The organism is Dongia sp. agr-C8 (assembly GCF_054658695.1).
The window spans coordinates 718,306-737,645 of sequence record NZ_BAAGHZ010000004.1 but is presented as its reverse complement, the minus strand read 5'-3'; the positions used below and the strand labels follow the sequence as shown (position 1 = coordinate 737,645).

Sequence of the window (19,340 nt, the reverse complement as noted above, 5' to 3'; positions counted from 1 at the left end):
CATGGCCGAAACCATGCTCCAGGTCTCGGGCATCCGCTCCTTCTACGGCCATATCGAGGCGCTGCGGGGCATCGACATCACGATCAACACCGGCGAGATCGTCACGTTGATCGGCGCCAATGGCGCGGGGAAGTCGACGCTTCTCATGTCGATCTGCGGTTCGCCGCGGATCCGCGAGGGCACGATCACGTTCTCCGGCAAGGACGTGAGCCGGCTGCCGACCTACGAAATCATGCGGCTCGGCATCGCCCAATCGCCCGAGGGACGGCGGATCTTCCCGCGCATGACCGTGCTCGAGAACCTGAAGATGGGCACGCTGACCACCGATCCCGGCCATTTCGATGAGGACCTGCAGCGGGTCTTCGCCATGTTCCCGGTGCTGGAGAAGCGGCAGAAGCAGCGCGGCGGCACGCTCTCCGGCGGCGAACAGCAGATGCTGGCGATCGGCCGGGCGCTCATGAGCCGGCCGAAGCTGTTGTTGCTGGACGAGCCGTCGCTGGGCCTGGCGCCGCTGATCGTGAAGCAGATCTTCCAGATCATCCGCGAGATCAACGAGAAGCAGGGTGTCACCGTCTTCCTGGTCGAGCAGAACGCCAACCATGCGCTGAAGCTGGCGCATCGCGCCTACGTCATGGTCAACGGCAAGATCACGCTGAGCGGCACCGGCAAGGAGTTGCTGAGCAACGCCGAGGTGCGCGCCGCCTATCTCGAAGGTGGGCATCACTGATGGTGGAGGCGGGCATGAGCGAGTTCAGCATCGGCGAAGTCCTCGGCGTCACCCTCGTCCTGTTCGGCTTCGCCGCGTTCCTGATGGGGCAGGCGATCGCCGACACCTGGCGCCCGGCATGGCAGAACGTGACCTACGGCCTGCTACTGGCGCTCGGCAATCACTTCATCGATTGCGCCCTGTTCGGCGGCGACTGGCTTTCGATCAGCCACTACCTGCTCGACGCCGTCATCATCATCGTCATCGCGCTCCTGGCGCACCGCATCACGCTTGCGCGCAAGATGGTGCAGCAGTACCCTTGGTTGTATGAGCGGTCCAGTTTGCTCTCATGGCGGGCACGCAGCTAGCGTGCCGTACAATTGTAGGTGAGTGGAACGTTTCGGCGACCGGGCTGCGCGACCGGCCGCCGCTAGCGGGTTGACCCGCGACACTGGGTGCGCAAGATTGAATACAAGTCCGGTTGCAGAAAGCGATTGGACGCAACGAACAACGGGAAGAGGCTACCAATGTACAAGAAGCTAGTTACCACGACCGCCATGGCAGTCGCCTTGGCCGCCGGCGCCGTCGTCTTCGGCAACGCCTCGGCGCAAGCGGACATCACCATCGCGGTCGCCGGTCCGATGACGGGCGACCTCGCCGCGTTCGGCGAGCAGCTGCGTCGCGGCTCGGAGATGGCGGTGAAGGACATCAACGCCGCCGGCGGCGTCAACGGCGAGCAGCTGAAGCTCGAGATCGGTGACGACCAGTGCGATCCGAAGCAGGCCCGCCAGGTTGCCAACGACCTCGTGGCGAAGGGCGTGGTCTTCGTGGCCGGCCACTTCTGCTCGGGCTCGTCGATCCCGGCCTCGGAAGTCTACATCGAGGAAGGCATCCTGCAGATCACGCCGGCCTCGACCAACCCGGCCTTCACCGATGACCCGGCGAAGAAGGGCGTCACCACCGTGATGCGCACCTGCGGCCGTGACGATGCGCAGGGCGTGTTCGCTGGCCCGTGGCTGGCGAAGACCTATGCCGGCAAGAACGTCGCGATCCTCGACGACAAGTCGGCCTACGGCCAGGGCCTCGCCAACGAGACCCAGAAGAACTTCGAGGCCGCCGGCCAGAAGACCGCGCTGCGCGAGACCTACACGCAGAAGGAAAAGGACTTCTCGGCCCTCATCTCGAAGATGAAGGAAGCCAAGATCGACGCCGTCTACATCGGCGGCTACCACAACGACGTGGGCCTGATGGTGCGTCAGGCGCGTGAGCAGGGCTTCAAGGCCGACTTCATCTCGGCCGACGCGCTGAACACCGCGGAGTTCTGGTCGATCTCCGGTCCGGCCGGTGAAGGCCTGCGCTACAGCGACGGCGCCTCTGCCGTGAACCTCGATTCCGCGAAGGCGGTGGTCGAGAAGTTCCGCGCCGAGAAGTACGAGCCGGAGGGCTACACCCTCAACAGCTACGCGGCGATCCAGGCCTGGGCCGCTGCGGCCAACGAAGCGAAGACCACCGATGGCGACAAGGTTGCGGCCACGCTCCGCAGCCATCCGTTCCAGACGGCGATCGGCGAGCTGAAGTGGGATGCCAAGGGCGACCTCACCAAGGTCAACTATGCCTGGTACGTCTATCACGACGGCAAGGCCACCCAGGAGCCGCTGAACTAAGCATCGGCTTCCGCAAGGAGGCTGACGGAAGGCCCGGGCGCAAGCCCGGGCCTTTTTCTTTGCATCTTCGCCGGCGCCGTTGTGCTGCAACCGGCGGCTGTCTAGGATCCGGCAGCTTTGGAGGAGAATGCGATGAACTCCCGCCTGCTGCGGAATCTGTCGGCGATCTTGGCAATGCTGCTGCTGGCGGCCTGCGCCGGCGGCGCCAAGACCGCCTCCACCTCCTCGACCGAACTGGTGATTGGCACTGCCGGACCCATGGAAGGGCCGCTCGCAGCGTTCGGTGAGCAGATGCGCCGGGGAACCCAGGCGGCCGTGACGGACATCAATGCCAAGGGCGGCGTGCTGGGCAAGCAACTGCGGCTGGTGGTGGCGGATGATCGCTGCCAGCCACCGAAGGCCGTGCCGACTGCGAACGACTTGATCGACCAGGGTGCCGTCTTCGTGGTCGGGCATTTCTGCTCCGGCACCTCGATTCCGGCCGCCAAAGTCTACCAGGATGCGGGCGTCCTGCAGATCACACCCTCGTCGAGCAATACGGAACTGACGGAGCAGGGCATCCCGACGGTCTTTCGCGTCACCAACCGCGATGATGCCCAAGGGATATTCGCCGGCACCTGGCTGGCGAAGGCCTATGCCGGCAAGAACCTCGCGGTGATCGATGACGAGCAGCCTTATGGCCGCGACACCGCCGGACAGACAGCGAAGACGGCGGAAGCGCTGGGGCTGAAGCCCGCGATGATGGGTTCGTTCAAGCGCGGCACCAAGGACTTCTCCGATCTGATCACCCGGCTGAAGGCAGCGAAGATCGATGTCGTCTTCGTCGGCGGATACCATGACGAGGTCGGTCCGTTCGCCAAGCAGGCCCGCGAGCAAGGCTTCGACGGCGCCTTCGTCTCCGACGACGCGCTGAACACGAATGAATTCGTCACCTATGCGGGTTCGGCTGCGGACGGTGTCCGCTTCGCCGATGCCAGCAGCAAGACCGGGCTCGCGGCCGCCAGGGAAGTCGTCGCCAAGTTCCGGAACGGAGACTATCCGTCCCGGCTCGATCCGCGCTACGAGCCGGAGGGCTACACCCTGAACGCCTATGCCGCGGTCCAGGTGTTCGCCGCCGCGGCCGCCGGAACCAACTCGACTGATGCCCGGAAGATGGCGGAATGGCTGAAGGCGAACCACGTCCAGACGGTGATCGGCGACCTCTCCTGGGACGCCAAGGGCGATCTCAAGGAACTCTATTACGCTTGGTATGCCTGGCAGAACGGGCAATATCGGCAACAGCCGGATTGATGCGTTTCCGGCCGGCTGGGGCCGGGTGCCAATCCGCCGTTAGACCGAGCCTCATCCCTTAGTTTGTGGTTGTTGCCGGCCCGGCGCCGGAGATATGGTATGCGCCTTCCGGGTTCTGGCCCTCCAGGCCCGGGGCGTACGGGGCAGCCCCAGGCCCCGATTAACCTAGGCGGCCGGGCGGAAATGACGGGAAACCGGGAAACCATCGCGATTGCCAGCGACCATGCTGGTTTCGAGCTCAAGGAGGCCCTGAAAGGCACCCTGGAAGAGCTCGGGTTTTCGCCGCTGGACCTCGGGACCCAAGGCTCCGCCTCCGTCGATTACCCCGACTTCGCCGGGAAGCTCGCCAGCGCGCTGGCCGAGGACAAGGCAAAGCGGGGCGTGCTGGTCTGCGGCACCGGGATCGGTATCTCGATCGCCGCCAACCGGCACCGCCACATCCGCGCCGGCGTCGTCCACGACGCCACGACGGCGCGGCTGACCCGCCTCCACAACAATGCCAACGTGCTCTGCCTGGGCGCCAGGATCATCGGGCTCGATGTCGCAAAAGACTGTTTGCGGGTGTTTTTGGAGACAGACTTCGAAGGTGGGCGCCACCAAAACCGTGTCGCGAAACTGGGGTGACGGGCAGCGTGTCCGTCGCAATACGAGGATAGCCAGATGAACGCCTACAAGCCGATGCCCGGATTTTTCACCGCCTCCTTGAAGGAGCAGGATCCCGATCTCTTCAAGTCGATCGGCGAGGAGTTGCACCGCCAGCAGGACCAGATCGAGTTGATCGCCTCGGAGAACGTCGTCTCCCGCGCCGTCCTCGAGGCGCAGGGCTCGGTGTTGACCAACAAATACGCCGAGGGCTATCCCGGCCGGCGCTACTACGGCGGCTGCGAATACGTGGACGTCGCGGAGGCCTTGGCGATCGAGCGCGCCAAGAAGCTGTTCAACTGCAACTTCGCCAATGTGCAGCCGCATTCCGGCGCGCAGGCGAACCAGGGCGTGTTCATGGCGCTGTTGCAGCCCGGCGACACCTTCATGGGTCTCAATCTCGCGGCCGGCGGTCACCTGACCCACGGCTCGCCCGCCAACCAGTCGGGCAAGTGGTTCAAGCCTGTGCCCTACACCGTGAACCCCGAGACCTTGACCGTCGACATGGACGAGGTCGAGAAGCTGGCGCATGAGACGAAGCCGAAGCTGATCCTGGCCGGCGGATCCGCCTATCCGCGCTTTTGGGATTTCGCGCGCTTCCGCAAGATCGCCGATGCAGTCGGCGCCATCTTCTTCGTCGATATGGCGCATTTCGCGGGTCTCGTCGCCGCGGGCGTGCACCCGAGCCCGTTCCCGCACGCCCATGTCGCGACCACGACCACGCACAAGACTTTGCGCGGTCCGCGCGGCGGCATGATCCTTTCCATGGACGAGGAGCTCGGCAAGAAGATCAATTCGGCGATCTTCCCGGGTCTGCAGGGCGGTCCGCTGATGCATGTGATCGCCGCCAAGGCGGTTGCGTTCGGGGAGGCGCTGAAGCCGGAGTTCAAGGTCTATTCGCAGCAGGTAATCGATAATGCCAAGGTGCTGGCCAAGACGCTGATCGACGGCGGCTTCGCGATCACCACCGGCGGCACCGACAACCACCTGATGCTGGTCGATCTGCGGCCGAAGAAACTGAACGGCAAGATCTCCGAGGCGAGCCTCGAACATGCCGGCATGACCTGCAACAAGAACGGCATTCCGTTCGACACCGAGAAGCCGACCATCACCTCGGGCATCCGGCTGGGCACGCCGGCCGCGACCACCCGCGGCTTCGGCACCGCGGAGTTCAAGCAGGTGGGCGAGATGATCGTGAAGGTGCTGGATGCGCTGGCGGCGAACCCGCAGAACAACGGCGCCGTCGAGCAGGAAATCCGCAAGGAAGTGAGTGCGCTCTGCAAGCGCTTCCCGATCTACAACTAGGGGCGAGTAGCGGCGAATTGAGGGGAGACGATGCGTTGTCCGTTCTGCGGTAACGAGGATACCCAGGTCAAGGATTCACGGCCGACCGACGACAACGCCGCGATCCGCCGGCGCCGCCAATGCACAAATTGCGGCGCGCGCTTCACCACCTTCGAGCGCGTGCAGCTGCGCGAACTCACGGTGGTGAAGAGCAATGGCCAGCGCGAGCCCTTCGACCGCGAGAAGCTGATGCGCTCGATGCAGATCTCGCTCCGCAAGCGACCGGTGGACAGCGAACGGCTGGACCGGGTCGTGAACGGCATCGTGCGGCGCCTGGAAAGCTCGGGCGAGAACGAAGTCAGCAGCAACGCCATCGGCGAGGCGGTGATGGACGCGCTCTCCAATCTTGACAAGGTCGCCTTCGTCCGCTTTGCCTCGGTCTACCGGAACTTCCGCGAGGCGAAGGATTTCGAGGCCTTCGTCGACAAGCTTGGCGACGGCAACGAGTAAAACCGCCGACATCGAGCACATGCGGACCGCGCTCCTGCTGGCGGAGCGCGGCCTCGGGCGCGTGGCACCCAACCCTGCCGTGGGTTGTGTCATCGCCGATGCGGCGGGCCATGTCGTCGGCCGCGGCTGGACCCAGCCCGGTGGCCGACCGCATGCGGAAGTCGAGGCCCTGCGCATGGCGGGCGTGCAAGCACGCGGCGGCACGGCCTATGTCACGCTGGAACCCTGTTCGCATCACGGCAAGACGCCGCCTTGCGCCGACGCCCTGGTCGAAGCCGGCATCAAGCGCTGTGTGGTGGCGCTCAAGGATCCCTATCCGGAAGTGAACGGCCGCGGCATCCAGCGCCTGCGCGATGCCGGGATCGACGTCGAGGTTGGGCTGCTCGGCAGCGAAGCCGAGGACCTGAACCTCGGCTTCCTCACCAAGCTGCGCGACAACCGGCCGATGGTGACCTTGAAGATCGCCTCCAGCCTCGACGGCCGGATCGCGACCAAGAGCGGCGACAGCAAGTGGATCACCGGCGAGCGCGCACGGGCGCACGGCCATCGGCTGCGCGCCAACCATGACGCGATCCTGGTCGGCAGCGGCACGGTGCTCGCCGACGATCCGGAGCTGACCTGTCGCTTGCCGGGTCTCGAAGACCGTTCGCCCGTGCGGGTCATCCTGGACGGCCGAATGCGCACGCCGCTTGCCAGCAAGCTCGTGCAGAGCGCGAGCAAGGTGCGAACCGTGCTGGTGGCGGGGCGCGGTCGGAAAGAGCTGCGCCAGCCCTACAAGGACGCTGGCCTCGAGGTCCTCGCCGTGATCACCGATGAACAGGGCCATCCGCACCCGCCCTACGTGATGGCGGCGCTGGGCGAGCTCGGCCTCACTCGAGTCCTGATCGAGGGCGGGGCTGCCGTCGCTGCGGCCTATCTCAAGGCCGGCCTGGTGGACCGAATCCACTGGTTCCGGGCGCCCGGGGTGATCGGCGGGGATGGGCTGGCGTCGGTCGCCGAAATCGGCTTGGATAGCCCTGAGCACATGAACCGCTTCGAACGCACGGCGCTCTTCGCCGCCGGTGCCGATACGGTTGAGATCTACCGGAAGAAATCCTCTTAAATACCTGAATTTAAAAGCATGTTTACGGGAATCGTGACGGATCTGGGCACGGTGCGGCGGATCACGCCGGGACCGGTGACCCGCCTCGAGATCGAGACTGCCTATCCGGTCGCCGAGATCGCGCTGGGCGCTTCGGTCTGCTGCAACGGCTGCTGCCTCTCGGTGGTCGAGAAGGGTCCGAACTGGATGGCCTTCGAGGTGAGCCAGGAGACGCTCTCGGTCACCACGCTGGGCAGCTGGCAGGTCGGGACCCGGGTGAACCTCGAGCGCGCGCTGAAAGTCGGCGACGAGCTCGGCGGGCATTTGGTCAGTGGCCATGTCGACGGGGTCGGCCGGATCGCCGAGCTGCGCCCGGACGGCGGCAGCATCCGCATCACCCTCGAGGGCCCGAAGCCTCTGATGCGCTTCATCGCCTCCAAGGGCTCGATCGCGGTCGATGGCATATCCCTCACCGTCAACGAGGTCACCGACGCGACCTTCGGCGTAAATATTATCCCAATAACACAAGAGGTTACCAATCTCGGCGCGGCCCAGGTCGGCGGCGCTGTTAACCTGGAAATCGACCAGGTGGCGCGATATGTTGCGCGCCTTCTAGGCAAGGATTCGCAGTGAGTTTCGAACAGTTCAAATCGACGACCGCCGAGCTCATCGAAGAGGCCAGGCAGGGCCGCATGTTCGTGCTGGTCGATGACGAGGACCGCGAGAACGAGGGTGACCTCGTGATCCCGGCGCAGATGGCGACGCCGGAGACGATCAACTTCATGGCCAAGCACGGCCGCGGCCTGATCTGCCTCGCGATGGAGCGCGAGCGGGTCGAGCAGCTCGGCCTGCCGCTGATGTCCTTGCGCAACGGCACACGACACCAGACCGCCTTCACCATCTCGATCGAGGCGCGCGACGGAATCTCGACCGGCATCTCGGCCTTCGACCGGGCGCGCACCATCCAGGTCGCGATCGATCCTGCGAAGGGTGCGAGCGATATCGTGACTCCCGGTCATGTCTTCCCGCTGGTCGCCCGCGACGGCGGTGTGCTGGTCCGCACTGGCCATACCGAGGCGGCGGTCGATGTTGCGCGCCTTGCTGGATTGCAGCCGGCCGGTGTCATCTGCGAGGTCCTGAACGAGGACGGCTCGATGGCGCGCCGCGACGACCTGGTGCAGTTCGCGCAGTTCCACGGATTGAAGATCGGAACCATCGCTGACTTGATCGCCTATCGTCGCCGCTACGACCGAATCGTCGAGCGCACGCTCGAGACCACCTTCGAGAGCCGCTTCGGCGGTTCGTTCAAGCTCTATGTCTATACCAACACCGTGGCGCATGCGGAGCACGTCGCGCTGGTGAAGGGCGATCTCCACACCGATGATCCGGTGCTGGTGCGCATGCATGCGGTCAGCATCCTCGACGACGTGCTGGGCGATGCACGTTCCGGCCGCGGCGGCGAATTGGCCGCGGCGATGCGCGAGATCGAGCGCAAGGGCCGGGGCGTCATCGTGCTGATCCGCGAGCCGCTCGCGACCTCGCTCTCCGACGCGGTCAGGAGCCGGTCCGGCGATGCGCCGAAAGGCAAGGCGGAACTCCGGGACTACGGCGTCGGCGCGCAGATCCTCTTGGATCTCGGCGTGCGCAACATGATCCTGCTTTCCAATCACAAGAAAACGATTGTCGGCCTTGAGGGCTACGGCCTCACGGTCGAGGGCCAGCAGGCCATTCCACTCGATATTTCCTAAGAGGATCTCGTGGCTGCCAAGAAACCGCATATCATGGTCGTCGAGGCCCGGTTCTATACCGAGATCTCCGACGCGCTGTTCGAGGGCGCGGAACGCGCGCTGAAAAAGGGCGGGGCGACGCTGGAGCGCTTCCAGGTCCCGGGCGCGCTGGAGATCCCCGGCGCGATCCGCCTCGCCATCGAAGCGCAGCAGCAGAAGACGCTGAAGAAGCCGTTCGATGGCTATCTGGCTTTAGGTTGCGTCATCCGCGGCGAGACCACGCATTATGAGACGGTCTGTAACGAGAGCGCGCGTGGGCTGATGGAGCTCGGTGTCCATTACGCCGCCTGCATCGGCAACGGCATCCTGACCGTCGAAAATGACGACCAGGCCTGGGCCCGCGCCCGCGTGACCGAGAAGGACAAGGGCGGCGGCGCGGCGGAGGCCGTGCTCGCCATGATCGCCATCCGCAAGAAGCTCGGGCTCACGGCGTGAACGCGAAACCGAAGACCGGCAAGTCGATGGAACGCCGCGCGGCCCGGCTCGCCGCGGTGCAGGCGCTCTATCAGTGGGAACAGAGCGGCGCGTCCGCGGACACCATCATCAAGGAATTCGCCGAGCATCGGATCGGCAAGAACGTCGACGGGATAGACCTGCCGAGCGCGGATATCCGGCTTTTTGGCAACCTGGTGCGCGGCGCCATCGCCACCGCCGACGATCTCGATTCCATGATCGCCGGCGTGCTCAGCGAGGACTGGAGCGTCGACCGGCTGGAATCCATCCTGCGCGCGGTGCTGCGCGGCGGCGCCTACGAACTGGCGCACCGCACCGACATTCCGCCGAAGGTGGCGATCAGCGAGTATCTGGCCGTGGCCGACGCCTTCCTCGGCGACAAGGAAACCTCGCTCGCCAACGGCGTCTTGGACCGTCTCGCCCATCTGCTGCGGCCGGCGGAGATGGAGCAGGGGCGTGGGAAACCGAGCGCCGCTCCCCGGTGAGTTCGCGCTGATCCGGAAATACTTCGCGCCTTTGGCCGCGGGGTTCTCCGGCGCGCTCGACCTCGAGGACGATGCCTGCACCTACGCGCCGCCGGCGGGCCATGACCTGGTTCTCACCGCCGACGCGCTGGTGGAGGACCGGCACTATCTCGGCAGCGATCCCGCGGATCTGGTCGCGCGCAAGATGCTGCGCGTCAATCTCTCCGATCTTGCGGCGAAGGGCGCCAAGCCGATTGGTTACCTCATGACCGTCGCCCTCGGCCCCGAGATCGACGAGGCCTGGATCGCGAAGTTCTCGGCGGGTCTCGCCGCCGACCAGCAGGAATACGGCATCTCGCTGATGGGCGGCGACACGGTCGCGACGCCCGGCCCGACCACGCTGTCTTTGACCGCGATGGGCATCGTGCCGGCCGGCCGCGCGCTGCGGCGCCGCGGCGCGAAACCGGGCGACCGCCTCTTCGTCAGCGGCACGATCGGCGACGGCATCCTCGGCTTGAAGGTCTTGAAGGGCGAACTCTTCGAACTTGCTGCAAGCCAGCGCGAAGCGCTCGCCGACCGCTATCACCTCCCGCAGCCGCGGCTGGCGCTCGGTGCCGCGCTGCTGGCCGGCGGCCAGGTGACGGCGGCCATGGATGTTTCCGACGGCCTGGTCGCCGATGCCGGCCATATCGGCGAATCGTCGCGCTGCGGCTTGATCATCCACGCCGACCGCGTGCCGCTCTCCATCGGCGCGCAAGAGGCGCTGGCGAGCAACCTCGACCTGCTGCCGGTGCTGCTCTCCGGCGGCGACGATTACGAGCTCCTGTTCACCGCCGCCGCGGGATTTTCGGCGCCCGACCTGACAACCGAGATCGGCGAAGTTGTCTCAGGCAGCGGCGTGAAGGTGCTGGACCGCGACGGCGCCGAGATCCCCATGCGCAGCGCCGGCTGGCAGCATTTCTAGACAGAAAGCCCCATCGCCCGCAGCTGCGCCGTCGCGCTGCCGTCGTTCTTGAACAGCACCGCCTGGATGCCGAGTGCCTTGGCGGCGGCGATGTTCGCCGGCGAGTCATCGATGAAGGCGCAGGCCTCGGCCGGCTTGCCGATGACGCCGAGCAGGTGCTGGAAGATCTCGGGATGCGGTTTCGCCATCTTCAGGTCGCCGGAGACCGCCGTGTACTTCATGCGGGCGAGGAAGGGCATCGCCTCCCGGCTGGCATGATAGGTTTCCGACGACCAGTTGGTGAGGCCGTAGCAGGGGAAGGCCGCCGCGTGGAGCTTGTCGAGGATCGCGTTGCCCTCGGCGACCGGGCCGGTCAGCATCTCGGCGAAGCGGTCGCGATAGGCGCGGATATGGGCGGCGCGTTCGGGGTGCAGGGCGATTCGCTCGGCGATCGCCTCGTCCCAGGAGCGGCCGGCATCCTGCAGCCAGTTCCAGGGGCCGTTGCAGATCTCGGCCAGGAAATGCTCCCGCTCCGCCGCGTCCGGGATCAGCTTGCGATAGAGGTTATGCGGATCCCAGCCGATCAGCACATTGCCGAAATCGAAGATCATCGCCTCGATGGTCAAGTCCAACCTCCGCTGTTCCTCTCCGCCGCTGGCGTCGTATAGACTGCCGTCCCGCTTGACAAGTGACAGTCTGAGTCGGCGGGCAGGGGAGACTCAGAACCGCAGGCTCATGAAGACCACCGGCCCATGAAAACCACCGGCCCATGAAGAAGCTGCTGATCATCCTGATCGTACTGCTGCTGCTCGGCGGCGGCGGCTTCGCCGCATGGTGGTTCTATCTGCGCGCCGATCCCAATGCGCCGCCTCCGCCTCCGCCGCCGCCGCAATACTCGCAGCTCACCATCCCGGAGCGGGCCGAGGATGCGCTGGTCATCAACATCGCCAAGAACGGCAAGATCGAGAAGCACGTCTTCTTCCGCTTCACTCTGCTGTTCGACGCGGCGGACAAGCGCGAGAAGGCAAGCAGGCTGATGCCCGCCCTGATCAACGACTTCAATGTCGAGCTGCACGGCCTGATGGCCCGCAAGCTGGTCGAAGAGATAACGAACAACAACGACCGGATCGAACTGCTGCAGAGGCAGCTGCAGAAGCTCTGTGACCGACGGCTTGGGCCGGGCATCGTCTACCAGGTCACGATCACCAACATGGAGGAAGCGGAGTGAGCGAGCCGGCGTTCCGGCATCGCGACGTCATCCTGCTCGCCTTGGCGACCGCGGTCGCCATGACCTGTTCCTCGATCATGGCGGTGACCTCGGCGCTGGTCGGGCAGATGCTGGCGAGCGACAAGGCGCTGGCGACCTTGCCCCTCAGCCTGCAATTCGTCGCCACCATGGCGACCATGTTCCCCGCTGCCTTCCTGATGCGCCGCTACGGCCGCCGGGTCGGCTTCCTGGTCGGCGCGCTGTCCGGCACCATCGGCGGCGCCATCATGTTCTGGGCGACCTTGCATGCCGACTTCATGGTCTTCTCGCTCGGCAACATGGTGATCGGCATCTTCAACGCCTTCACCGCCTTCTATCGTTTCGCCGCCGCCGATGCCGCGTCCCTGAGCTTCCGGCCGAAGGCGATCTCGCTGGTGGTGGCGGGCGGCGTGCTCGCGGCGCTCGCCGGACCGGAGCTCTCGAAGCAGGGCTACGACCTGCTCTCGCCCTATACCTTCGCCGGCTGCTTCCTGATCGTCACCGTCCTCGCCGGCGCCACCTGCCTCTTCGTGCTGCCGGTCAAGTTCGCGCCCGTGCTCCCCAAGGGCGCCGCGGTCCACGCGCGACCCTTGCGCGAGATCCTGGCCCAGCCGATGGCATTGGTCGCCATGGCCGCCGGCATGCTGGGCTACGGCCTGATGGTCTTCGTCATGACCGCGACGCCGCTGGCGATGAAGATTTGCGGCTTCGGCTTCGACCAGTCGGCCAGCGTCATCAGCGCCCATGCGGTGGCGATGTTCTTCCCGTCCTTCTTCACCGGCCATGTGATCCGCTGGATCGGCGAATTGAAGGTGATGGCGCTCGGCGCGGTCGCCTATTCCGGCACCATCGCCTTCGGCCTCCACGGGGTCTCGCTGCCGCATTTCTGGATCGCGCTGATCCTGCTCGGCCTCGGCTGGAACGGACTCTATGTCGCCGGCACCAGCCTGCTCACCAAATGCTATCGCCCCAGCGAGGCGCCGAAGATCCAGGCGCTGAACGATTGCCTGATCTTCACCTCGGTGGCGCTCTGCTCGCTGATCGCCGGCACGATCGAGCATCTGGCCGGCTGGTCCTGGGTGCTGATCGGGGCCGGTGTGCCGGTGGCGCTGATCGCCGCCGCCTTGCTTTGGGGCTGGGCGCGGCAGGCGCCCGCGAAGCCGGCGCTGGAGGGGGCATGAGCGAAGAAGTCCACGAGGAATACGACGACCGCATGTTGAAGCTGCTGCAGATCATGTGGGGCGAGGGCTTCCTCTCGCCGGGCGGTCCCGAAGCCGTGCGGGCGATCGTCCAAGGGCTCGATCTCCGGGAAAAGCAGGTGCTGGACATCGGCTGCGGCCTCGGCGGCCTGGATGAGGTCCTGGCCGGCGTGTTCGGCGCGCGCGTCACCGGCGTCGATGTCGCCAAGCTGATCGTCGAGAGGGGCCGCGCCCGGATCGCGAACTCGTCGCTCAAGGACCGGATCGAGATCCGCCTGACCGAGCCGGGCCCGTTGCCGTTTGCGGATGCGAGTTTCGACGTTGTCTTCGGCAAGGACGCCTGGCTGCACATCCCCGACAAGGCGGCCTTCTTCGCCGAGGTCTTCCGGGTGCTCAAGCCCGGCGGCAGCGTCGCCTGCGGCGACTGGATGAAGTCGCCCGGCCCCTACAGCCGCGACATGGAGTACTTCTTCAAGATGGAAGGGCTCACTTACAACCTGGTGACCCTGGCGGAGTACGGCCAGTTCTTGCACGGCGCCGGCTTCGAGGATGTGACGCTGGAGGACATCACCGACCAGTCACGGCTGCTGGCGCAAGAGGAGCTGGTGCGGATGAAGGGGGAGCTCCATCCCGTCCTGACCGAGGCCCTCGGCCCGGAATCGCGGGACTTCTTCATCGAGGACTGGCGCTCGCTCACCGTCGTCCTCGACCAGGGCGAGCTCCGCCCGGCGCGGGCGCGGGCGCGAAAACCGCGCGATTAAACTGCCACGCTGTTCCGTACCCCCACCCCAATCCCCCACCCCAACCCTCCCCCGAATCGGGGGAGGGAGAAGAATCCCCGACCCGAAGCGGGGGCGGGCTAGGGTGGGGTGCGAGTCACCGCGTCAAACTCGTTTCGACAGCGCCGCATCCCTTGCTAACATCGCTTCAGTAACCGCTCGAAGCAGCGGATTCTGGGAGATGGAGTTTCATGGAGAAATACGTCACCGGGCTCGAGCAGCGTCCGGCCAATTACGAGCCGCTGACGCCGATCAGCTTTCTCGAGCGTTCGGCGATGGTTTATCCCAACAGCCGTGCCATCATCGACGGCGACCGGGTCATCACCTATGGCGAGATGCTCCGCCGCTGCCGCCAGGCCGCCGATGTCCTGCGCCAAGCCGGGGTCGGCGAGCTCGACACCGTCTCGGTCCTCGCGCCGAACGGCGTGGCGATGCTGGAGATGCATTTCGCGGCGCCCATGGCCGGCGCGGTGTTGAACGCGATCAACTTCCGCCTCGATGCGCCGACCGTCGCCTTCATCCTGGACCATGCCGAATCCAAGGTCTTCCTCTTCGACGCCGAGCTGGCCCCGGTCGCCCGCGCGGCACTGGCGCAGGTGAAGCGCAAGCTGACCGTGGTCGAGATCGCGGCGCCCAAGCATGCGGCGAGCGGCGATTACGTCGAATACGAGGCCTTCATCGGCGCCGGCGATCCGCAAGGCCGAATCGACTGGCCCAAGGACGAATGGCGCGCGATCAGCTTGAACTACACCTCCGGCACCACCGGCAATCCCAAGGGCGTCGTCTGCCATCACCGCGGCGCCTACTTGAACGCGCTGGGGCAGGGGCTCGCCGGTCGCTTGGGCCCCGACAGCGTCTATCTCTGGACCCTGCCGATGTTCCACTGCAACGGCTGGACCTATACCTGGGGCGTCACCGCAGTCGGGGGCACCCATGTCGTGCAACGCGCGATCGTGCCGGCGGAGATCTTCGACAAGATCGAGCGCCATGGCGTCACCAATCTCTGCGGCGCGCCGACCGTGCTCGGCATGCTGGCCTTCGCGCCCGGCAGCGAGACCCGGCGCCTGAAGCACAAGGTCCGGATCATGACCGGCGGCGCCGCGCCGACCAGCACCGTCATCGGCGCCATGGAGAAGATGGGCTTCGAGGTAATCCACGCCTATGGCCTGACCGAGACTTACGGGCCGGCCAGCCTCTGCGAGATCCAGCCCGACTGGCACGAACTCGAGCTCACCGAAAAGGCGAAGCTGATCGCGCGCCAGGGCGTCCGCTACGTCACCTCCGCGGGCCTGACGGTGATCGATCCCGACACCGGCAAGGAGATGCCGGCCGACGGCCAGTCGATGGGCGAGATCGCGATCCGCGGCAACACGGTGATGATGGGCTACCTGAAGAATCCGGAAGCCTCGGAACAGGTGTTCAAGGGCGGCTGGTTCCGCTCCGGCGATCTCGGCGTGATGCATCCGGACGGCTATGTCGAGGTCAAGGATCGCTCCAAGGACATCATCATCTCCGGCGGCGAGAACATCTCCTCGCTCGAGGTCGAGGAGATCATGTCGCGGCATCCTGCCGTGCGGGAAGTCGCCGTGGTCGCCAAGCCCGACAGCCATTGGGGCGAGACGCCCTGCGCCTATGTCGCACTGAAGGATGGCGTCGCCGCCCCAAGCGCCGAGGATCTCAAGGCCTGGTGCAAGGACCACATGGCCGGATTCAAGCGTCCGCATTACATCGTCTTCGGCGAGCTGCCGAAGACCGTGACCGGCAAGGTGCAGAAATACGTGCTCAGGGAGAAGGCGAAGGAGATTTGAGCACAGTGTCGCAGCGAGGTTCTGCTTGCACTGTCAACTCCCTTCCTGGCCTTCCCCATCTTGGGGGAAGGGAATCTTGTGAAGAAGCTGCACTGAGAGATCGCGAAGACTGCATCCTTACGCGATATCCCTATCCATCTTCCCGACCCCAAGATGGGGGCGGGTGAGGGTGGGGGTTGATGGTTCCGCTACTGCGCTGCTGCAAGCGATCTTCACGATCGTACAAGACAACGCCGCAAGTTCGACTCAATATCCCACCATGGACTCCGACGCCCTCATTGCCCTGATCCTGGCCGGCCTGGTCCTCGCCGGCAGCCCGGGTCCGAACACGATGAGTCTCGCCGCCGCCGGTGCCGCCTTCGGGGCGCGGCGGTCGGTGCCGTTCATGAGCGGCCTTGCGGTCGGCATGCTGGGCGTGATGGCGCTGGTCGCGAGCGGCGTCGTGGCGATGCTGCTGGCGGTCCCCGGCATCGCGCCCGTCGCGACCGTCGCGGCGCTGCTCTACTTCGTCTATCTCGCCTGGAAGATCGCAACGGCACCGCCGCTGGCCGATGGCGCGACCGAGCGCCGTGTGCCTTCGATCGCCGACGGCCTGCTGCAGTCCTTCGTCAACCCGAAAGGCTATGCGGCGATGCTGGCCTTGTTTGCGAGCCACACGCTGATTGCCGACAGGCTGCTCGCCGATGCGGTGCTGAAGATTGCCGTGGCCTTCGCCATCATCGTCCTGGTCAATGCCGTCTGGCTGGTGGTCGGCGCCGGCCTCGCGCGCTTCTTCCGCAGCCCGCGCGCCAACCGCATCATCAACATCGGCTTTGCCGTGTTGCTGCTGGCCTCAGCAGCACTTCTGATCCCGTACTAGTCGAGCCGGCTGCCGAACAGCCTCTTCACCGGGATGGCATCGAAGTCGACGCCCTCGAGGCAGCGGACGTTGATGCTCCATTGCTGCGGCGCCGTGCGCGGGCGGCGGAAGGGGAGGATCCCGCAGCTCGGGCAGAAGTAGTCTTTCGCCGTCCGGGTGTGGAATTGATAGAGCGTCAGCTCCGCGAGCGGGGTCAGCAGCCGGAATTGGTCTTCATCGACCCGGTGCAGCAAGGCGCCGCGTTTCCGGCAGATCGAGCAGTCGCAGACCCGGACATGGTCGAGGTCCGCATCGACCTCGAATCGGACCCGGCCGCAGTGACAGGAACCCTGGTAGGTCTGGCGCATGCTGCGCACGCTAGCGCGAACCCGCCCCGCATTGCATCCCCCCAATGATTTCAGTATCTTCCGCCGACTTTGCGGTGCGGGGGTACTGCCGATTCAGCGCACGGCAAGCAAAGAATAACGAACACTTTCAAAGGGATGGAATGATGGATCCGATGTTGTACTGGCTGGTGATTGCAGCCGGAGTCTTGGCCCTGGTCTACGGGTTCTGGGCGACCCGCTCGGTTCTGGCGGCTTCCGCCGGAAACGCCCGGATGCAGGAGATCGCCGCGGCGATCCAGGAAGGCGCCAAGGCCTATCTCAACAAGCAATACACGACGATCGGCATCGTCGGCATCGTCGTCGCCATCATCCTGTTCGTGGCGCTGTCGCCGCTCTCGGCGGTCGGCTTCATTATCGGCGCCATCCTCTCGGGTGTGACCGGCTATATCGGCATGAATGTTTCGGTCCGCGCCAACGTCCGCACCGCGGAAGCCGCGCGCCAGGGCATGGCCCAGGCGCTGGCGATCGCCGCCAAGGCCGGCGGCATCACCGGGCTGCTGGTGGTGGGCCTCGGCCTGCTCGGTGTCGCCGGGTATTACATCTTCCTGCGCAACAGCGGCACCGAGATGCGGCCGATGCTGGAGGCCCTGGTCGGCCTCTCCTTCGGCGCCTCGCTGATCTCGATCTTCGCCCGTCTGGGCGGCGGCATCTTCACCAAGGGCGCCGACGTCGGCGCCGATCTGGTCGGCAAGGTCGAAGCCGGCATCCCCGAGGATGACCCGCGCAACCCGGCGGTGATCGCCGACAACGTGGGCGACAATGTCGGTGACTGCGCCGGCATGGCGGCGGATCTGTTCGAGACCTTCGCCGTCACCGTGGTCGCGACCATGCTGCTGGGCTCGATCTTCTTCGCCGATCCCTTGGCGCAGGAGCAGCTCATGCTCTACCCGCTGCTGGTCTGCGGCGTCGGCGTGGTGAGCTCGGTCATCGGCATGTTCTTCATCCGCCTGGGTGCCAGCCAGAACATCATGGGCGCGCTCTACAAGGGGCTGATCGGCGCCGGCGTTATCTCGATCGTCCTGATCGCGGCCTTCACCCACTTCGTGCTCGGCTTCGGCACGACCTTCGTTGGCACCGCCATCAGCGTCACCGGTGCGAACCTGTTCTGGTGTGCCGTCGTCGGCCTGGTGGTGACCGGTCTCCTGGTCGTGATCACCGAGTACTACACCTCGACCTCCTATCGTCCGGTGCGCAGCGTCGCCCAGGCCTCGACCACGGGCCACGGCACCAACATCATCCAGGGCCTCGCGGTCTCGATGGAAGCGACCGCCCTGCCGGTGATCGTGATCTGCGCCGCGATCATCGTCGCCTACAACATGGCGGGCCTCTACGGCATCGCGATCGCCGCCACCAGCATGCTCTCGCTGGCCGGCATCGTGGTCGCCCTCGACGCCTACGGCCCGGTGACCGATAACGCGGGCGGCATCGCGGAAATGTCCGGCCTGCCGCCGGAAGTCCGCAAGGTGACCGACGCCCTCGACGCCGTCGGCAACACGACCAAGGCGGTGACCAAGGGCTATGCCATCGGCTCGGCGGCGCTCGCGGCGCTGGTGCTGTTCGCGGCCTATACCGAGGACCTGAAGCACTACTTCCCGGACCTCGCCAGCACGATCACCTTCCAGCTTAACAACCCCTACGTGGTGATCGGCCTGTTCATCGGCGGCGCCTTGCCGTTCCTGTTCGGCGCCATGGGCATGATGGCGGTCGGCCGCGCGGCCGGCTCGGTGGTGGTCGAAGTCCGCCGCCAGTTCAAGGAGATCAAGGGCATCATGGAAGGCACCGCGAAGCCGGAATACGGCCGCGCCGTCGCCATGCTGACCCAGGCGGCCATCAAGGAGATGATCGTCCCGTCGCTGCTCCCGGTGCTGGCGCCGATCGTGCTCTATTTCGTGGTCTATCTGGCCGCCGGCCAGGCCGAGGCTTTCATCGCCGTCGGTGCGATGCTGCTCGGCACGATCGTGACCGGTCTCTTCGTCGCCATCCAGATGACCTCTGGCGGCGGCGCCTGGGACAACGCGAAGAAGTACATCGAGGACGGCCACCACGGCGGCAAGGGCTCCGACGCCCATAAGGCCGCGGTGACCGGCGACACCGTCGGCGATCCCTACAAGGACACCGCGGGTCCGGCCGTCAACCCGATGATCAAGATCACCAACATCGTGGCGCTGCTGCTGCTCGCGGCGCTGGCGAACTTGGCGATGTGATCGCTGACTGAAGCGACTGAAAGCGAAACCCCGGC

General features: G+C 65.7%; 21 protein-coding genes. 19 read left to right on the top strand and 2 right to left on the bottom strand.

Annotated features, from left to right (window positions below; translation table 11 throughout):
* Window positions 1–13 precede the first annotated feature (13 nt).
* From ACYQ4T_RS23820 to thiL, 13 genes are all read left to right on the top strand, one after another.
* Window positions 14–727 (top strand): ABC transporter ATP-binding protein, encoded by a 714-nt coding sequence (locus ACYQ4T_RS23820; RefSeq protein ID WP_459859210.1) that lies wholly within the window; start codon window positions 14–16, stop codon window positions 725–727.
* A gap of 14 nt (window positions 728–741) precedes the next feature.
* Window positions 742–1,074: a DUF6867 family protein gene (locus ACYQ4T_RS23815; protein ID WP_459859095.1), complete on the top strand. Its 333-nt coding sequence runs from the start codon at window positions 742–744 to the stop codon at window positions 1,072–1,074.
* A gap of 159 nt (window positions 1,075–1,233) precedes the next feature.
* A complete protein-coding gene (locus ACYQ4T_RS23810) occupies window positions 1,234–2,370 on the top strand; it encodes a branched-chain amino acid ABC transporter substrate-binding protein (RefSeq protein ID WP_459859094.1) in 1,137 nt (378 codons plus the stop codon).
* A gap of 132 nt (window positions 2,371–2,502) precedes the next feature.
* A complete protein-coding gene (locus ACYQ4T_RS23805) occupies window positions 2,503–3,660 on the top strand; it encodes a branched-chain amino acid ABC transporter substrate-binding protein (protein WP_459859093.1) in 1,158 nt (385 codons plus the stop codon).
* 183 nt (window positions 3,661–3,843) lie between these two features.
* Window positions 3,844–4,284: a ribose 5-phosphate isomerase B gene (rpiB, locus tag ACYQ4T_RS23800; RefSeq protein ID WP_459859092.1), complete on the top strand. Its 441-nt coding sequence runs from the start codon at window positions 3,844–3,846 to the stop codon at window positions 4,282–4,284.
* A gap of 36 nt (window positions 4,285–4,320) precedes the next feature.
* Window positions 4,321–5,607, top strand: coding sequence for a serine hydroxymethyltransferase (glyA, locus tag ACYQ4T_RS23795; RefSeq protein WP_459859091.1), 1,287 nt, complete (start codon window positions 4,321–4,323; stop codon window positions 5,605–5,607).
* 30 nt (window positions 5,608–5,637) lie between these two features.
* A complete protein-coding gene (gene nrdR / locus ACYQ4T_RS23790; protein ID WP_459859090.1) occupies window positions 5,638–6,096 on the top strand; it encodes a transcriptional regulator NrdR in 459 nt (152 codons plus the stop codon).
* Window positions 6,017–7,198 (top strand): bifunctional diaminohydroxyphosphoribosylaminopyrimidine deaminase/5-amino-6-(5-phosphoribosylamino)uracil reductase RibD, encoded by a 1,182-nt coding sequence (ribD, locus tag ACYQ4T_RS23785; RefSeq protein ID WP_459859089.1) that lies wholly within the window; start codon window positions 6,017–6,019, stop codon window positions 7,196–7,198. The genes nrdR and ribD overlap by 80 nt, the downstream gene beginning before the upstream one ends.
* Window positions 7,199–7,216: 18 nt before the next feature.
* A complete protein-coding gene (locus ACYQ4T_RS23780) occupies window positions 7,217–7,810 on the top strand; it encodes a riboflavin synthase (protein ID WP_459859088.1) in 594 nt (197 codons plus the stop codon).
* Window positions 7,807–8,925, top strand: a complete 1,119-nt coding sequence (ribB, locus tag ACYQ4T_RS23775; RefSeq protein WP_459859087.1) for a 3,4-dihydroxy-2-butanone-4-phosphate synthase — start codon at window positions 7,807–7,809, stop codon at window positions 8,923–8,925. Before ACYQ4T_RS23780 ends, ribB begins: the two co-directional genes overlap by 4 nt.
* 9 nt (window positions 8,926–8,934) lie before the next feature.
* Window positions 8,935–9,399, top strand: a complete 465-nt coding sequence (locus ACYQ4T_RS23770) for a 6,7-dimethyl-8-ribityllumazine synthase (RefSeq protein ID WP_459859086.1) — start codon at window positions 8,935–8,937, stop codon at window positions 9,397–9,399.
* A complete protein-coding gene (gene nusB / locus ACYQ4T_RS23765) occupies window positions 9,396–9,902 on the top strand; it encodes a transcription antitermination factor NusB (RefSeq protein WP_459859085.1) in 507 nt (168 codons plus the stop codon). Before ACYQ4T_RS23770 ends, nusB begins: the two co-directional genes overlap by 4 nt.
* Window positions 9,874–10,845 (top strand): thiamine-phosphate kinase, encoded by a 972-nt coding sequence (gene thiL / locus ACYQ4T_RS23760; RefSeq protein WP_459859084.1) that lies wholly within the window; start codon window positions 9,874–9,876, stop codon window positions 10,843–10,845. Before nusB ends, thiL begins: the two co-directional genes overlap by 29 nt.
* On the opposite strand, the gene ACYQ4T_RS23755 is transcribed toward thiL, so the two are convergent.
* Window positions 10,842–11,456, bottom strand: a complete 615-nt coding sequence (locus ACYQ4T_RS23755; RefSeq protein WP_459859083.1) for an HAD family hydrolase — start codon at window positions 11,454–11,456, stop codon at window positions 10,842–10,844. The two genes, thiL and ACYQ4T_RS23755, sit on opposite strands and share 4 nt — an antisense overlap.
* A 137-nt stretch (window positions 11,457–11,593) precedes the next feature.
* On the opposite strand from ACYQ4T_RS23755, the gene ACYQ4T_RS23750 reads away from it, so the two are divergent.
* The 5 genes from ACYQ4T_RS23750 (at window position 11,594) to ACYQ4T_RS23730 (ending at window position 16,715) form a co-directional block, all read left to right on the top strand.
* Window positions 11,594–12,052 carry a hypothetical protein gene (locus ACYQ4T_RS23750; protein WP_459859082.1) on the top strand — a complete coding sequence of 153 codons (459 nt, stop codon included), beginning with the start codon at window positions 11,594–11,596 and terminating at the stop codon, window positions 12,050–12,052.
* Window positions 12,049–13,251: an MFS transporter gene (locus ACYQ4T_RS23745; RefSeq protein ID WP_459859081.1), complete on the top strand. Its 1,203-nt coding sequence runs from the start codon at window positions 12,049–12,051 to the stop codon at window positions 13,249–13,251. Before ACYQ4T_RS23750 ends, ACYQ4T_RS23745 begins: the two co-directional genes overlap by 4 nt.
* Window positions 13,248–14,030, top strand: coding sequence for a methyltransferase domain-containing protein (locus tag ACYQ4T_RS23740; RefSeq protein WP_459859080.1), 783 nt, complete (start codon window positions 13,248–13,250; stop codon window positions 14,028–14,030). Before ACYQ4T_RS23745 ends, ACYQ4T_RS23740 begins: the two co-directional genes overlap by 4 nt.
* A gap of 209 nt (window positions 14,031–14,239) precedes the next feature.
* Complete coding sequence (locus tag ACYQ4T_RS23735) at window positions 14,240–15,856, top strand: AMP-binding protein (RefSeq protein WP_459859079.1); 1,617 nt, start codon at window positions 14,240–14,242, stop codon at window positions 15,854–15,856.
* Window positions 15,857–16,115: 259 nt separating this feature from the next.
* A complete protein-coding gene (locus tag ACYQ4T_RS23730; protein ID WP_459859078.1) occupies window positions 16,116–16,715 on the top strand; it encodes a LysE family translocator in 600 nt (199 codons plus the stop codon).
* Here the strand turns inward: ACYQ4T_RS23730 and ACYQ4T_RS23725 are convergent.
* Entirely contained in the window at window positions 16,712–17,062 is a 351-nt protein-coding gene (locus ACYQ4T_RS23725) for a GFA family protein (RefSeq protein ID WP_459859077.1), read from the bottom strand. The genes ACYQ4T_RS23730 and ACYQ4T_RS23725 overlap by 4 nt on opposite strands.
* Before the next feature lie 140 nt (window positions 17,063–17,202).
* On the opposite strand from ACYQ4T_RS23725, the gene ACYQ4T_RS23720 reads away from it, so the two are divergent.
* A complete protein-coding gene (locus ACYQ4T_RS23720) occupies window positions 17,203–19,305 on the top strand; it encodes a sodium-translocating pyrophosphatase (RefSeq protein ID WP_459859076.1) in 2,103 nt (700 codons plus the stop codon).
* Window positions 19,306–19,340 lie beyond the last annotated feature (35 nt).